Source organism: Paenibacillus sp. FSL L8-0494, assembly GCF_038003695.1.
In the GTDB taxonomy this organism is placed as follows: Bacteria; Bacillota; Bacilli; order Paenibacillales; family Paenibacillaceae; genus Paenibacillus_AQ; species Paenibacillus_AQ odorifer.
Window position 1 is genome coordinate 6,368,276 of record NZ_JBBOPQ010000001.1, and the last position, 15,737, is coordinate 6,384,012.

Here is a 15,737-nt window from a genome sequence, read left to right on the forward strand (position 1 = left end):
CCTCTAATGTGAGACCGTCTCGCGCATGACTTCTTGAAGCGTTGTAATTCCTTGACTGACCTTGAGCAGTCCGTCATCCATCAGTTGAACAAGCCCACGCGCTTTACCTGCTGCACGCAGTTCTTCTACTGAGGCAGTGTTTGTAATGAGTTGCCGTAAGTGATCATCAATACTGAGTACTTCATGAATCGCTATTCGTCCACGATAGCCAGAATTGTTACAGCTACCACAGCCGCGTCCACGCTGTAATTCTTCCGCAGGTAGTCCTAAGCTACGTAGCATAATTGCTTCCTGTTCAGATGGTTTGTAGGTTTCTTTGCAGTCAGTGCAGATTTTGCGCACCAGCCGCTGTGCTACCACACCAATCAGCGAAGAAGCGATCAAATAAGGTTCTACCCCCATATCCCGCAATCGGGAGACGGAGCTAATCGCATCGTTTGTATGTAAAGTAGACAATACTAGATGACCCGTTAATGAGGCGCGAACAGCAATTTCTGCAGTTTCCGCATCCCGTATTTCACCAACCATTACGATATTCGGATCTTGTCGAAGAATCGAACGTAGCCCAGCTGCAAAGGTTAGTCCAATAGCCGAGTTTACGTGCACCTGATTTACTCCTTCAAGCTGGTATTCCACTGGATCTTCGACTGTGATAATATTTGCGCTTTCTACATTAAGTTGATTCAACGCTGAATATAAAGTTGTTGTTTTTCCGCTACCGGTAGGTCCTGTGATCAGCAAAATCCCATAAGGACGAGCTATCATCTCCTTAAAAGCTTCTGCATTCCCCTCACTGAATCCCAAAGCATCTATGGATTTGACCCCTGTGCTTAAGTCTAGCAACCGCAGCACAATCTTCTCTCCGTGCATCGTTGGTAATGAAGACACACGAATATCTACCATTTTGTAATCGAACTGCATTTTGATCCGCCCGTCCTGCGGCAAACGCCGTTCTGCAATATTCAGGCGGGCCATTATTTTCAGACGGGCGGTGATAAAGCCCTGCATCTGCTTAGGAATAATCCGCTCTGTCCGTAAGGTTCCGTCAATGCGGTAGCGGATGGTTAAATTATTTTCACCTGGATCCATATGTATATCAGACGCCCGCAGAGCAACTGCCTGCTGAATCATCTGGTTGACCAAACGTACGATTGGGGAGTCCTCATCTGTAATCTCTGTCTCTTCTATTTCTTCCTGTGTCGGGAGTTCTACCAGCATCTGATTCATAGAATCGCGCATGCCATAGTGACGCGCAATCGCCCGCTGCAGCTCATCTCTCGTAGAAATAGCGGGTTCGATCCGGAAGCCAGTACTCATACGTAAATCTTCTATCGCAAAATAATCCAGCGGGTCCGCCATCGCAACCATCAGCTTGCCGCCCTCTTTTAAGAATGGAAGCACCTGATATCGCTTAGCCATACTTTCAGGGATTATCTGCGTGATTGCGGGATCTATCTGGTATTTAAATAAACTGACATGCGGGATGCCGAGTTGAAATTCAAGCACTTCAATCAACTGCTGCTCCGTAATATAGCCTTGAGAGATTAGCAGATCGCCGAGCTTACGTTTGCTCTTACGCTGTTCCGCGAGAGCCTCAAGCAACTGGTCCTGCGAAATAATATTATTTTCTACCAGCAAGTCTCCCAGTCTCTTTTTCGCGATAGCCAAGTCTATTCATCTCCGTATGCCGTTATTTATGCCGGCTGAAATAATGGATATTTTTTATATAAATAGAAATCAAACTCCCAGCAAAATTCGCTCAAAAACGAAAGATATAATTACCATAAATACGCCTTCCATAAATTTGTCAATTTTGAGTATTTTTCAATCTAACTAGGACTTTAGTTATAATTTAATAGGTATATTTCAATAGATTTATGTTGTCTATCAATGCTGAATGTCCTAGAATGTATATAACATAGATTGGATAATTTTACAACGACACGGAATGAAAAAGGCTGTCGGAATCTAGCATATACGAGACGGAATACAACCATATCTGCCAATAGTTAACAATCAGGGAGAGATGACAATGAAACTTGCCAGCAACAAAAAAGTTTTTATTTTTACAGTAACTACCCTGCTTCTCCTTCTGCTTGTTCTGCCGATCAAAAATCACTTTATGAATGTCGATGCCAGTTCAAATGAATACCAAATTCGTATGCTGGAGGTTACGGAGAATGGGGTTAGTGAGCTTGCGTCTCTAAAAACGGGAATATCTAACCTTACCATTGACACGATGAGTATGAAGCGCTTTGTGGCGCTGCGGGATGATCTGGACGGGAGATATGATGCAGTATATATCGGGAAGGGAACTTACAATCCTGCACAGGTAAGTAATCAACAACCCGCCTCTGAGGAAAATAGAGCTAAGGCCCTTAATACCAAAAGTATGAAGAACGACATTACTCATCTGAAGGCTGATCAAATTACAAAGGAATTTATCAACAAGGGATTATATGTTTTTTTTCATAGCCAGCCCTTTAAAGACAAAGATGCAAAACCTCAAACTGAGCAAGGTATACTGTACAGCTCTTTTAACAGTTATCGTCTTTCCACCTCCAACCCAAATGTTAAGTTTGTAGATGACAGTGAACTCGCGGATATTTTTGCCGATTTAAAAAAACAAGACTCCAAATACATAAACGACTTGAAGAAACGCCCTCATCTACAAATTACGAATAGAATTCCCAACTATGACCCTAATGCAACTAACAGCAAAATCTATGTTCCTGGGGAGAAGCTTTCTTTTAATTTCAATGTCACCACACCCTCTACACAAAATAGTGCTCCGCTCTCAGTCAAACTGTACGTTGGTCTTGATAAATCCATCAAAATGGGAGAAAAACAGGTCGTTGCTGAAACTGAGATTAGTACATCCAGCGGAACTATTGAATACACTTTGCCAAAAACATACTCTGGGTTACTCTACTGGAAGCTAGAAGTTAATGATTACCACAGTACACAATTAAAAGACTTCGACAGCGGTGTAATTCGTTACCGTGGCGAGAAAACCATAGTAAATATTCTTCAGGTTATGCCTGACACTCTAACAGAAAGCAGCCTCCTGAACACTAGTAATATGAATCCGAATTTTCTCGATACATCTGACTATAAGCTCGATATAAAAATCAAAACGATGACTGAATTCAAAAACTATATTGATGACAGCTATGCTGCAACACATAGTTACGGACTAAATGGCACTTATGACATGCTCATCTTTGGATTTGTAGACGAATACTACAAAAAATCTAATTTAAACACTAATGCGATCAACGCTATTACACAATTTACTGGTACCTTCAAGCAAAGCGCCTTGTTCACTCACGATACCATCATTAATTTAGATGCAAATAAAAAGAACTGGATCAATAATTTCATGGGGATTACTGGTCAGGTGAATCCTGAGACCAACTTAGGCCATAATGCCATCAATCTTTCCACCAAGGTTAAGCCGGTGAATGACGGGCTTTTGATGCAATATCCTTTTTATCTAAGCAAGAGGGACGACAGCAACCAGCAAATCGATATTTCCACACCACAAATTGCACCAACACATAACCAGTACTTCACACTTAATTTGGAAGATCCTGAAGTAGTATCTTGGTATAACATTCAAAGTGAAGCATCAGGTACGAGGATAAAACCAAATGGAGAATATAATCAATACCAACGTGATACCGAGGATAGCTGGAATCAATATTACACATATTCCAAAGGAAATATTACCTACTCAGGTACAGGTCACTTTTTTGGAGTAAGTGATATTCCAGCCAATCTAAAGAAATTCCCGGACTGGGAACAACAATTGTTCGTTAATACTATGTATCGTGCTTTTATTGGGGCCAATCATGCTCCAGAGATTACCGTGCATACGCCGGCTAATGATTCATCGATTCCGTCTTATCAAGAAACACTCCTTGTCGACTATACAGTAACTGATTTGGACTTTAACGATCGTGATCTAACAACTGAAGTCCGTTTCAAATCAGGGAACACGTACTTTCCCAAGATTGAAATAAGTAAGATGAACATCAAATCCGGTCAAAATATATATAGAACAGTTGACAATCCGCTTCCAAACGGAGGTCTACTCGACATCGAAATTAAAGCTTGGGATCAAAATGGTGCGCTCTCAAGTAAAACGCTCAGAGTAAATGTCCTGCCGTCAAACACCAATTTGAGTGTAACACGATCTCTCTCTCAGAATGTTGTGAATGGCAAAATAGAAAAGGGAGAACCGGTCACTCTTAGTTATTCCATCACCCCAAAATCTGTACCGTTTGATAAAGTCGGCACGGTCAACCAGACCTCTAACACACAATTAATATCGGATATTGTATTTACCGAGAATCTCCCACCTAACCTGGAGATTTCAGGAGAATTACCTGCCGGTACGATCGTCACTGGAAATGCAACCAGTGGATTTAGATTGACACGCAATCTAAATGACATAACCTATTCATTAAAAACGGTGAACGGCGCCCAAATCTATAAACCAGACTCTGAACAGCCTATAACGTTCCAAATCACAGTTAAACCGACCGAGACCCAAACCTATATTTTAAATGATTCCAAACTTAGTTATATCGATATTCATGCCACATTGCCACCGCTAGGAATCTTAGGTAAATACAATGCACTTATCCTTCATACCACTTCACTTCGTGGTGGAACTATCAAGGGACCACTGGCTTCCGGGGGAACAGTCAACTTCAACAACGCGGGTATTACAGTAAATGAACAATTTAAAGACCAAGTGCCATATGGTATTGTCACGGGCGGAGATGTTTCCCTTCCTGAAGGAACAGTTTACGGAAACCTAATGGTTAAAGGCACCGTTAAAGACCAACGTCCTGGTTCTATCCAAAATGGTACCATCAATTACGGAGAACTTCTCGATTTCAACAAGCAAGAGAGTTATCTCCTTGGACTCTCTGATGCTATTGCCAAGCTGCCTTCCAATGCCACGGCGACTCATGAATACGGAAAACTTACGGTCACAGGTAACTCAGATATCAATATTGTTAATATTTCTAGTTCAGCGTTAAATACGCTTAACAGTTCCGAGCTTAAGGTTCCGCAAGGATCAACGGTAATTGTTAATGTACAACAAGACAGTAACAGTGAACCATTCTTACATTTCCCACTGGGGAGCGACGGTAGCCGTGTGCTATACAACTTCCCTAACGCCAAGCCTTTGCTAATTTCCCAAGCCAACGTATACGGAACCATTCTGGCACCACGATCTACTATAAACTTTGATGGAGGACAGGTGTATGGAACAATCATTGGAGCTTCAATGAATATGAGTAGTGCCACTTTATACCATTTCCCTTTTGCCGGTAGCCTACCAGCGGAAATCTATCCGCTACCTGTTCCAATCCCAACAGATCCTTCATCGACTAATTTAGCGCGGACTACAATTTCGTTTGAGACTTTAACTTTTACAGCCGAATATAAGATTAACGCCCTGCAATTGGATGACAAAACTATTTATGTAGGAGATGAGATTCGACTAATCCCAATAGTTACGCCTTCAGATTTAAGTAATTCTGCATTCCTCTGGACAACTAGTAATGCTTCAGTTGTGCAAATAGACTCCAACAGTGGCGATATTATCGGTTTGGCCAAAGGATCAGCACAAGTCACTGTTAAGGCTCTTGATGGTAGCGAAGTTACTGGTACTGCATTCATAACTGTAGAAGAACGTAATTCTCGTTCTCTATCAATTAAAGGATATGAAACAGGGAAAATCTATGAATCCATTACGTTAAGTGCCTCGTACGTTCAAGACAGTAAAGAACCTGAGACCAACATAACCTATATCTGGTCCGTTAAAAACATTACCTCTGGGGCAAGCACTGCTGTAATTAATACCAATCCAGAGTATCCCGGTGATGATACCGAAAAGATTTTCAGTGCGACGCAGTCAGGAACTTACCTAGTAAGTCTTACTGTAAATTCAAGTAACCCGGTTCCAATTACCCAAGAGAAAACCATAACAGTTACTAACCCACTAACCTCATTGTCGATTACAGGTCCAACAACGGTATTGATAGGAGGGCAAATCGATCTAAGCGCAAGTAGAAATCCTACGTATGCTGATCCAGCAACGCTAAGATGGAGATTCGTGAAATCAACGGATAAAAATATTACGGATGACACTATTACGAATGATCATATTGCTACTCTTACGCCTTCTAGTGATGGCTCAACCGCTAAATTGACGGCTGGTGATACCGCTAAAGAAGGACTGCTGATTGAGGTTTCATTCAAAGATATGACTTCAACACATGAGGTTAACATCGTTGAGTTAACGGGAATAAGATTTAAAGAACAGTCTATTACTATTGAAGTGGGCCATACTTTCCAATTAACCAATATTTTATGGGCATTCCCAACCTCCGTCTCGATAAAAGACATCAAAGATAACTTGAGCTGGGTAAGCGACAATTCTTCAATCGCCAGTGTCGATAATGGAACCAATATTGATACCAGAGGAATTGTTACCGGTGTCAAAAAGGGATCAACCACCATTACAGTGACTTATACCGGAAGCACAGGCACAACAGCAGAAGCAGATATTACGGTTAAGGTTGTAGAACCCCAGAATGACGATCGTTACTAATCTTTACATTTAAAAATAAGAAACTTCCAACGAAAAAAAGGGTATCCCTAAGCACTCGCTTAAGGATACCCTTTTTCAATTGGTCTCAATGACTCACAAGCTCCAGAGGGCCTACAGTTACATTCACCTGCTGCACACGCGGGAGGCTAGACTGCTGATGAGTAAAAACATCCTGATTATATTGAATCTGAAAACGGTGACCCAAATTATATCGATCCGCATCCTGATTTTCAAAATTAAAGCCGAGAGCCGGATCTAAGGGCTCAGTTACTCCTCCTAGTACTGCGTTTACTGTAAGATTCCCTTTGGCAAAGAAGCCACCATTTAACCAAAAGATTGACCCCACTCCGTACAAATCAGCGTCACTATCCGTGTAAAAAAAAGCTTTCATATAAAATGAATCCTGCTCAACTTTTTTCTTAGGTGGATTAGTAAAAGTATCAATTCGGTTAATGAGCACATCTCCTTGAGATATGAGGACTAACTCCTTACTACTTAAACCTTGGATCACGGCATCCTCTACTTTCGTTTCTCCTAAAACAAACATAGTAGAGTTGAATTTCACCTGACCTTTAATAGTAACATTACCTGTAACTAGAATATTAGCTTGTATCTCCAAAATTTTAGTTATATCTGGGCTATAGTTATTTACCTCCAGATCACCATTAACAATAAGCCATTTGGGCTTATTAGAAGGATTACCTGTTTTGGCTTCATCACTAAACTTTAACTGTTTGTAATCAATTCCATCGATAAGCAGATTACCGTTATAAAACGTAGAATTATTCAAATCTTTATCCAACAAGGAGTTCTGATATATTCTCAATTGTTCTTCGTATTGGCTGCACTCTAGTTCATACTTATCCTTTTCTTCTTTTGTCGGATTATCTTCAAGTACTGGCTCAGTGTAGGGTGGATTCTCATCGGGTAGTCTATCTAATGTTGTTGTGCTTAAATAATTCCCCAGTTGATTATCCTTAATAGCTTGCTTAAGTTCAGACCTTTTCCCGGTCAACCCTGTCGCTTCCTCCACTTTATCAAGAAACGATTCCAGCACATTAATCTGCACGAACTTTTTTTGCGGTTTGATAAACACCTGCTCTTTATTAACTCCCAGTATGTTAGGAAGAATAATTGAGGCGTTGTTTTTATTTACTGCTGCATTAATAATTCCATTTCCGGAATATTTAATACTTTCAAGTGATTGCACATGCACCTCAGGAAGAGGTTCCGTAGATGCTAGACTGGCAGGGTCTTTTAGTAATTCTACTTTAGGATATTGAGTCTTTTCTTTAAGATCTTTCACTTTCTTATACGTATAAACAGCCGTATCGCTGATGTTTAGTTCTTCACCCGCATATATATTGCCATGGAGACCAGGTGCTCCGTTTAATGTTAATACTTTTTCCGATCCAAAAGCATATTTAAGAAAATCAGGATAGGTATCAATGACTATCTTTTGTCTCAGCTGTCTGATGACGCCATTAACTGTGGCTTGTGCTTCAATATCGACATAATATTTTTGCTTATCCTGCTTCTCATAGGTGATGCTTTTGATCGTACCGCCAGCTCCAGATAGCCCCGTACTTACGCCATTGTTAACGCCGACAACTTTGGTGGTCACCTCATTAACAATACTTTTAATCTCATCTTCCATATGATCAGGATCAATATCCGTACGCCCGTCCAACTTCGTCTGTATGTATGCCGCTGCTTCATCGAGCCCCTTTTGAGCCAGATGCAGGCTCTGCACGTCGTTTTCCCTTGTCTCCGTTCGTTGTGCGCCACCCATCGTTGCCCCGAGTACAGCTACTCCGAGTATAGTAAGTAGAAGAGCAACAAACATAACTAATACTAGGGCTGAGCCTCTTTCATTATTCTTCATCCCTCCTGCTCCTCCTAGAATCCGAATTTACTTTTCAACTCCAATGGGTAATCCCTTCCGTCGTAGCTCTGAACTAGCGATAAATCTATAGATATCAAGCCGCTATCACAAGGGATGCTATTCTGACACTCTAAAGTTATAGCAGAATCCTGTTCTAATTTAGATATCGTCTCAGTTCTTGCATCTACTGGTGGATCGACTACATCAGGATTTGCTATTGTAAGAGCACCATTAACAATACGAATCTGAGACTTAGTTCCATCCTGACGTTCTAACGTAATGTAGCTATCAATAATAGTCCCTGAATCATTTTTGAGAATAGTTGGAGTGACCTTCTCAGGAGCAAATGTATACAACTCCGTTATAATTGCGGACATTAACAAATCACCTTCGTCTCGTAATGAGTTTTCAATCGATATTTTATGATAGCTTCGTAAGCCCAGCATTGTTATCCCCGAAATAATTCCTGCTGCAACTGTAAACAATGATAGTGCCACAATTAGCTCTACTAATGTAAAGCCGCCTTCTCTGCGAAGAAGATTAACGAATTTTCTCATCGGTAATATATCCCTCCACAACAGGTTCACTTTGAGGTCCGCCAGAAGAATCCGCTCTGCTGACTTTGACCAACACAGGCAACAAATATACTGCCATCTTCTGTTTCTCCGGATCACTAGATTCCAAGCTTTGGTTATGTAGATCACGCTGATATTTAATATCTATCTGATAGTTCACACCATTTATTGCAGGATTCAAAACCTGGTTTAAGATTTCTGTATCCTGAACAAGCCCTTTGTAATCCTCACACTTCAGAGAATCATCCGTATCCTTTTGGCATTTTTCAGCCTCTATCGCATCTTCCCCTTGCGTAAAAAATTCCTTCATCGCCTTAAAATCCTGCTTCTCCACATAAAATAGCGCATTCCGCGCCAGATTGACCATAATCGTTTTGTTCTGGTTCGATTTAGAGTAACTCATGGCGTTAGTAAAGTAAGACGTAAGCACCAGAGAAACTATCGATAAAATAACTATAGCTGCCAGCACTTCGATTAATGTAAATCCTTTTTCCTGCTTTAGGCCCGGTTTCATCCTACTTTCCGCCTCTCGCCTATGAAAATACTTTTCGTATTTGCACGTTTTTCCTAAATTTTCTACTTCCATTATATTCTCTCATATCCAGCTACAGCAATCCTCAAAACCCTTATAATTCAGATATTTCTACAATATCTCTCCCTTTTGGTCTATGCTATGATTTGGAAAGAGAGGAGATGAATGAAATGGCTTTAATAGAGTGCAAATTTTATTCAGAAGTACTAGGTTTGAATACCTCAATGACTGTAATTTTGCCGCAAAAAACAACTACACAAATCGGGATGAGTAATGTAACAAGAGGTGATCTTCACCCTACTTTGTATTTACTGCATGGCTTGTCTGACGATGATTCGATCTGGCTGCGCCGGACTTCCATAGAACGGTATGTAGCGGAGATGGGGATAGCTGTGGTAATGCCAAATGTGCACCGCAGTTTCTACACAGATATGGCCATGGGGGGCCGTTATTGGACCTTCATTAGTGAGGAGTTGCCGATGCTGGCGCGCTCATTTTTCCCGCTTTCCGATAAACGCGAGGAGAACTTTGTAGCCGGGTTGTCGATGGGTGGTTATGGAGCGATTAAGCTGGGACTGCGTAAACCGGAATCTTTTGCAGCAGCAGCGAGTTTGTCTGGAGCACTTGATATGGCGCATAATTTCTTGAACGGGGAAGGTGCTACCACTAAAAGCAAAGAATACGAAATGATCTTCGGAAAAGAAGATACCGCTGGAACGCCGGAAGACCTTCTTTGGCTGCTTGAGGAAGTGAACCGCTCCACGGGACCAAAACCAGCGTTGTATCAATGCTGTGGCACAGAAGATTTCCTATACACCGATAACTTGAGATTCCGCGATGCCTGCCAGGCAACCTCACTTTCTTTAACCTACGAAGAAGGTCCGGGGACACATGAATGGGGATACTGGGATGCCAAAATCCGCGATGTGCTGGCATGGCTACCTTTAAGAAGTAACTAGCTGTACTTATTAGACAACAAAAAGATGCAGCCATAAGCTGCACCTTAATATCTGTTCTACTCAGATTGCCCTCTTCGGAGGGTTCTTCTCGCTTAATTGCTTACCGTCCTTATAAGGACGCCGAAGGCAATTATGCTTGTTTGGTGATTTTTTTAAATAATCCAGTCTGTTCTGTGATTCCTTTTTCAGCAGCAAATCTTTCAATACTCGATGCACCAAAGAATCCGTCTATGCCTTCTGTCCGTTCAATTACGTACGCCGCATCTTCTGGCTCTGCAATCGGTCCGCCGTGACAAATCACCATAATATCTGGATTTACTGCTTTCCCTGCTTTAATAATCGCTTCGATTCTTTCTACACAATCATCCAATGTCAGAGCAGTCTTAGCTCCAATTGTACCTTTGGTAGTCAAGCCCATATGTGCCACCAAAATATCTGCGCCGGCTTCTGCCATGGCTTTTGCTTGCTCAGGATCAAATACATAAGGAGTGGTGAGCATATCCAATTCATGCGCAGCTCTAATCATATCTACTTCTAAACCATATCCCATACCGGTCTCTTCTAGATTCTGTCTGAATACGCCATCGATCAAACCTACAGTTGGGAAGTTTTGTACGCCGCTAAAACCTTGTTCCTTAAGTTGTTTTAAATAAACCTCCATTACTCTAAATGGATCTGTTCCGCATACGCCTGCTAATACAGGGGTGTTTTTTACAACAGGCAATACCTCCGAGCCCATTTCGACTACTATTTGATTGGCATCCCCATAAGATAATAACCCCGCCAGTGATCCACGGCCTGCCATTCTGTATCTTCCTGAATTATAAACAATCAGCATATCTGCTCCGCCAGCTTCACTGCTTTTCGCAGTAATTCCTGTGCCGGCTCCCACGCCTAAAAGAATCTTTCCATTTGCCACTTCTTCTCTAAACTTCGCCATGATTTCAGTTCTTGTATTTTTGTTCATGTGTAACGCCTCCATTTAAATATTTATTTATCTTATAAAAATCTTATTTGCTCATGAGATCTATTAGCTTCTGCGCTGCTGCTTCTGCAAACTCCACATCATTAATGGCACAATCCATTTCGATAACCTCGACAACATTTCTGTTTACACCATTTCTTAAGGTATCAAATAACATTTGATCTTCCTCTACCCCATAAAAAGCTTCCCCTGCGACATCAATGCCAGATATCCCTTTAAGCGGCAGCATTAACACCGTTTTCTCTTTGGCCATATTTAATTTCTCGACAAGCTTTTTGCCGATGGCTTCATTTTCTTCTACTGTTGTTCTCATCAGAGTAACTGTTGGATTGTGTTTATAAAACTTATGTACAGCAAATTTGGCTGGTACCGTATCATAAGGGCCAAAGTTGCACATATCAAGCGCGCCTACCGAGACAACCTGTGGGATATGATGTTTACCAGCAGCTTCTAACCGGTGAGGTCCAGCATTCAGCACGCCGCCAATAATTTCGTCCGCCCATTCTGTTGTGGTCAGATCCAATACACCTTCAATAAAACCAGCCTCGATTAGCGCTTCCATGGACTGGCCACCTACACCTGTTGCATGGAATACAAGCACTTCATATCCTCTAGCTTCAAGATAGTTACGGGCTGCCGTCACACAGGGGGTTGTTACCCCAAACATTGTTGTAGCTATTAATGGTTTTTTCTCTATCACTTGTTTATTCTCAAATTTAAGCATACCGGCGATGGCGAAAGCTGCGTTTGTAAAAATCTTTGTTGAAATAGAGTTCAGTCCGGCAACATCCACTACGGATGGCATCATGACAATATCACTAGTGCCTACATATGGAGCAGTATTCCCTGAAGCTACGGTCGAAACCATCACTTTAGGTACACCAATAGGTAATGCCCGCATACCCGGTGTTACAAGTGAAGTGCCTCCAGTGCCCCCAAAGGAGATAATTCCATCAAATTTGCCTTGCTTATATAATTCAGGTACTAATTTTTCCATACCTTTGGTTAATAATTCTGTTGCTAGTGCTCTATCTTTTTTGGCAACGAGCTCATCTATACTTACACCCGCGGCTGCTGCTACTTCTCTATTAGAGATATCCGGTGTAAAAGTGGGCTCAAACACACCTGTATGAATTGTAAACGTACCCAGCTCCAAGCTTTCCAATAAATTTTTAATGTAGAGATATTCTTCACCCTTGGTGTCAAAAGTTCCGGCAATAGCAATCGTCTTCATTTCTTCAACCTCCTCTTCAAATATCTGCAACAAGAAATATAAGCATAATGTATAATGTGAAACTTATGCTTTCTTATATTTCAAAAAAGCATGATCAACTTATGAGTTAATCATACTTCTTTGATTTATGGATGAAAACGCTTTTATGTCTTATGTTTTTGTGTTTATGTTAGATTTATATTGTTTTGGAGAGAACCCTTTATACTTCTTGAACATTTTGCTAAACTGCGCATAATCCTGGTATCCAACTAATGGCGCTAGCTCAGATAACTGGATATGGTCTCTATGTAATATTTCCGCCGCCTTATCCATCCGAAATTGCACGAGATACGTTTGAAAGCTGCAGCCTACTTTTTTGGTAAACAAACTACTCAAGTAACTTCGGGATACATGTGCCACCTTAGCTAAATCTGCAAACAAGATCTCATTCCTATAATTTTGAGCTACGTATTCTTTTACAAATTCAACATAATCATAGTGCTTTGTGATGCCATCTAACATTTTGACCATAAAATCATCTTCATCCAGCGTCCCCGACACTTTAAAAGCTTTGGTTATATTCGTAATGGACTTCTCCGATGGAATTCTTTCAAAAGCAGAGCCTCCGATATATCCCATCAAGTTTTGATTATTGCTGTACATATATTGCACATCAATTGGCGTTTTCACCGGACCACCGTAAACCAGCTTAATTAAATCTGGCTTTAGCTCATTGCATGTATTAAATATCTTGTCCGCTTTAACCTTGGCAGCTTCCAGAGAGAATACTTTCTTAGCGCCTAATAACCCGCCTTCTGTTAGACCTAGATGGGCACAAATAATATCCGCTCCAGCCTCAATCATCTGTGCTGCCTGGATTTCGTCAAATACAAAAGCAATGGTAAACAAATTCTTCTCATGGGCTATTCTTATGGCTTCTACTTCAAGTAGATAACCATTCCCCTCTTCTTCGAGCGCTTCTCCAAATTGACCATCTATTAAACCAACCGTGGGGTAATTATTAATGCCGGCAAAGCCTCTATTCTTTATTTCACTTATATAGGATTCCATATCTTTTGTCGGATCAGTTGCATTGAGGCCAAAAATAATAGGGATATCTCTGACCAACGGTATGATCTCTCTAGATGCAAAGTCCATCACCATATCATTGCTATTACAAAATGGTAAAATACCAGCGAGAGAGCTCCTCCCCATCTGGCGAAATTTACCCGAGTTTAACATCAGAATGAAATCAGCTCCACCCTGCTTCGCATACTTTGCCGTTATACCAGCACCGGTGGCTACTCCAATAATATGATTGCCTACTTTTAATTCCGATCTAAGCTCGTCTAGGGTTTGCTTTCTGTTCATATCTACGAACCCTCCTATCCTAACCTAAGGATAACCGTAAAGAATACTGCTAATCCAGTCATAGTTCATTTAGATAATAAAAAAAATCCCGCCTGCCACCTATAAAGGTCTGAGGCGAGATTTGATATTGATACGGTTTACAATATAGCATCCCCGTGTTGTACAACCCATTCATTAGCTTCGTGCAATGCCAGCTCCGCCCGTTCAATTGCAGCCTTCACCTGAACGGTTGCTGTGCCGCCATAAACGTTACGAGCGTTAACTACAGCCTCCGGCTGAAGAACAGCATAGATATTCTCGTCGAAAAGCGGTGAGAATTGCTTGAACTCTTCCAGCGTCAGATCCAAGAGGAACTTGCCTTCATTGATACAGTAGAGTACCGTTTTCCCGATTACTTCATGCGCTTGGCGGAAAGGAAGACCCTTGCCTACCAAGAAGTCGGCGATATCCGTTGCATTCGAGAAATCCGTGTTCACAGCTTCACGCATACGACCTTTGTTCACCTTCATAGTGGAGATCATCGGTGCGAACAATTGTAGTGCACCAGTCAGCGTAGTAACCGTATCGAACATGCCTTCTTTGTCTTCCTGCATATCCTTGTTGTACGCCAGTGGCAATGATTTCAGCACCGTCAGCAAACCAATCAGGTTGCCGTAAACACGGCCTGTTTTGCCCCGTACCAGTTCTGGTACGTCAGGGTTCTTCTTCTGCGGCATAATGCTGCTGCCTGTGCAGAAAGCATCATCCAGTTCTACAAAGCTGAACTCTGTGCTGCTCCACAGGACCAGTTCCTCACTGAGTCTGGATAGATGTGTCATGATAAGGGAAGCATTCGCCAAGAACTCCACGATGAAATCGCGGTCGCTGACAGCATCCAGACTGTTCTCATACACACTGTCAAAACCCAGTTGTTCCGCTACAAAATGACGGTCAATCGGGAAGGTCGTTCCAGCAAGCGCTCCTGCTCCGAGTGGTAGCACGTTGATCCGTTTGTAGCTGTCCGTCAGACGTTCTGCATCGCGGCGGAACATCGATACGTAAGCCAACAGGTGGTGAGCAAACAGGATCGGCTGTGCCCGTTGCAAATGCGTATAACCAGGGATGATGGTCTCCACATTGTCTTTTGCCTGTTCGATCAAAGCTTCCTGCAGCTCATGCAGCAAACTAACTAGCTCAACTACACGGCCACGTAAGTAAAGGTGCATGTCCGTCGCCACTTGATCGTTACGGCTACGTCCTGTGTGCAGCTTACCACCAACTGGACCGATTTCCTCGATCAGATGTTTTTCAATATTCATATGGATGTCTTCATCCGATACTGAGAAAACAACCTCTCCAGCATTGACCTTGTCCAGCACTTTGTTCAGACCTTGTTTGATTGTTTCCACGTCTCCTTGTGGAAGGATTCCGCATTTGCCCAGCATCGTGACATGTGCCAGACTGCCTTGCACATCCTCTTTGGCCAAAGCCTTATCAAAGCCAATGGAAGCCGTATATTCCTCCACCAGCTTGTTCGTTCCTTTAGTAAACCGTCCGCCCCAAAGCTTGCTCACCTGTTGTTTCCTCCTCTTGGACGCCAGAGG

At 42.0% G+C, this 15,737-nt stretch carries 10 protein-coding genes; 2 read left to right on the top strand and 8 right to left on the bottom strand.

Going from position 1 to position 15,737, the window contains the following annotated elements; translation table 11 throughout:
• Positions 1-3: 3 nt before the first annotated feature.
• A complete protein-coding gene (locus NYE35_RS28815) occupies positions 4-1,668 on the bottom strand; it encodes a GspE/PulE family protein (RefSeq protein WP_038573557.1) in 1,665 nt (554 codons plus the stop codon).
• Between the two features lie 364 nt (positions 1,669-2,032).
• Here NYE35_RS28815 and NYE35_RS28820 point away from each other — a divergent pair, with 364 nt between their 5' ends.
• Complete coding sequence (locus NYE35_RS28820; protein WP_341122308.1) at positions 2,033-6,634, top strand: DUF5057 domain-containing protein; 4,602 nt, start codon at positions 2,033-2,035, stop codon at positions 6,632-6,634.
• An 85-nt stretch (positions 6,635-6,719) separates the two neighbouring features.
• Here the strand turns inward: NYE35_RS28820 and NYE35_RS28825 are convergent, their stop codons facing one another.
• From NYE35_RS28825 to NYE35_RS28835, 3 genes are read right to left on the bottom strand one after another with little or no spacing between them, the layout of a single operon-like run.
• Complete coding sequence (locus NYE35_RS28825) at positions 6,720-8,519, bottom strand: hypothetical protein (RefSeq protein ID WP_076179800.1); 1,800 nt, start codon at positions 8,517-8,519, stop codon at positions 6,720-6,722.
• Between the two features lie 14 nt (positions 8,520-8,533).
• The gene (locus tag NYE35_RS28830) at positions 8,534-9,076 is read right to left on the bottom strand and encodes a type II secretion system protein (RefSeq protein ID WP_076179799.1); all 543 of its coding nucleotides are present in this window, start codon (positions 9,074-9,076) and stop codon (positions 8,534-8,536) included.
• Entirely contained in the window at positions 9,060-9,608 is a 549-nt protein-coding gene (locus tag NYE35_RS28835; protein ID WP_076179798.1) for a type IV pilus modification PilV family protein, read from the bottom strand. The genes NYE35_RS28830 and NYE35_RS28835 overlap by 17 nt, the downstream gene beginning before the upstream one ends.
• 188 nt (positions 9,609-9,796) lie before the next feature.
• Here NYE35_RS28835 and NYE35_RS28840 point away from each other — a divergent pair, with 188 nt between their 5' ends.
• Positions 9,797-10,585 (top strand): alpha/beta hydrolase, encoded by a 789-nt coding sequence (locus NYE35_RS28840; RefSeq protein WP_036678530.1) that lies wholly within the window; start codon positions 9,797-9,799, stop codon positions 10,583-10,585.
• Positions 10,586-10,715: 130 nt separating this feature from the next.
• Here NYE35_RS28840 and NYE35_RS28845 read toward each other — a convergent pair whose 3' ends face one another.
• The 4 genes from NYE35_RS28845 to argH form a co-directional block, all read right to left on the bottom strand.
• Positions 10,716-11,552, bottom strand: coding sequence for a phosphoenolpyruvate hydrolase family protein (locus NYE35_RS28845; protein ID WP_042192344.1), 837 nt, complete (start codon positions 11,550-11,552; stop codon positions 10,716-10,718).
• Positions 11,553-11,595: 43 nt separating this feature from the next.
• Entirely contained in the window at positions 11,596-12,804 is a 1,209-nt protein-coding gene (locus tag NYE35_RS28850) for a Tm-1-like ATP-binding domain-containing protein (protein WP_341122309.1), read from the bottom strand.
• Between the two features lie 150 nt (positions 12,805-12,954).
• The gene (locus tag NYE35_RS28855; protein WP_341122310.1) at positions 12,955-14,154 is read right to left on the bottom strand and encodes a phosphoenolpyruvate hydrolase family protein; all 1,200 of its coding nucleotides are present in this window, start codon (positions 14,152-14,154) and stop codon (positions 12,955-12,957) included.
• Between the two features lie 137 nt (positions 14,155-14,291).
• Positions 14,292-15,707: an argininosuccinate lyase gene (gene argH / locus NYE35_RS28860; protein ID WP_341122311.1), complete on the bottom strand. Its 1,416-nt coding sequence runs from the start codon at positions 15,705-15,707 to the stop codon at positions 14,292-14,294.
• Between the last annotated feature and the right edge of the window lie 30 nt (positions 15,708-15,737).

Coding starts and splice junctions, on each gene's coding strand:
- NYE35_RS28820 (WP_341122308.1), top strand. CDS start 2,033: ATGAAACTTGCCAGCAACAAAAAAGTTTTTATTTTTACAGTAACTACC.
- NYE35_RS28825 (WP_076179800.1), bottom strand. CDS start 8,519: ATGAAGAATAATGAAAGAGGCTCAGCCCTAGTATTAGTTATGTTTGTT.
- NYE35_RS28830 (WP_076179799.1), bottom strand. CDS start 9,076: ATGAGAAAATTCGTTAATCTTCTTCGCAGAGAAGGCGGCTTTACATTA.
- NYE35_RS28835 (WP_076179798.1), bottom strand. CDS start 9,608: ATGAAACCGGGCCTAAAGCAGGAAAAAGGATTTACATTAATCGAAGTG.
- NYE35_RS28840 (WP_036678530.1), top strand. CDS start 9,797: ATGGCTTTAATAGAGTGCAAATTTTATTCAGAAGTACTAGGTTTGAAT.
- NYE35_RS28845 (WP_042192344.1), bottom strand. CDS start 11,552: ATGAACAAAAATACAAGAACTGAAATCATGGCGAAGTTTAGAGAAGAA.
- NYE35_RS28850 (WP_341122309.1), bottom strand. CDS start 12,804: ATGAAGACGATTGCTATTGCCGGAACTTTTGACACCAAGGGTGAAGAA.
- NYE35_RS28855 (WP_341122310.1), bottom strand. CDS start 14,154: ATGAACAGAAAGCAAACCCTAGACGAGCTTAGATCGGAATTAAAAGTA.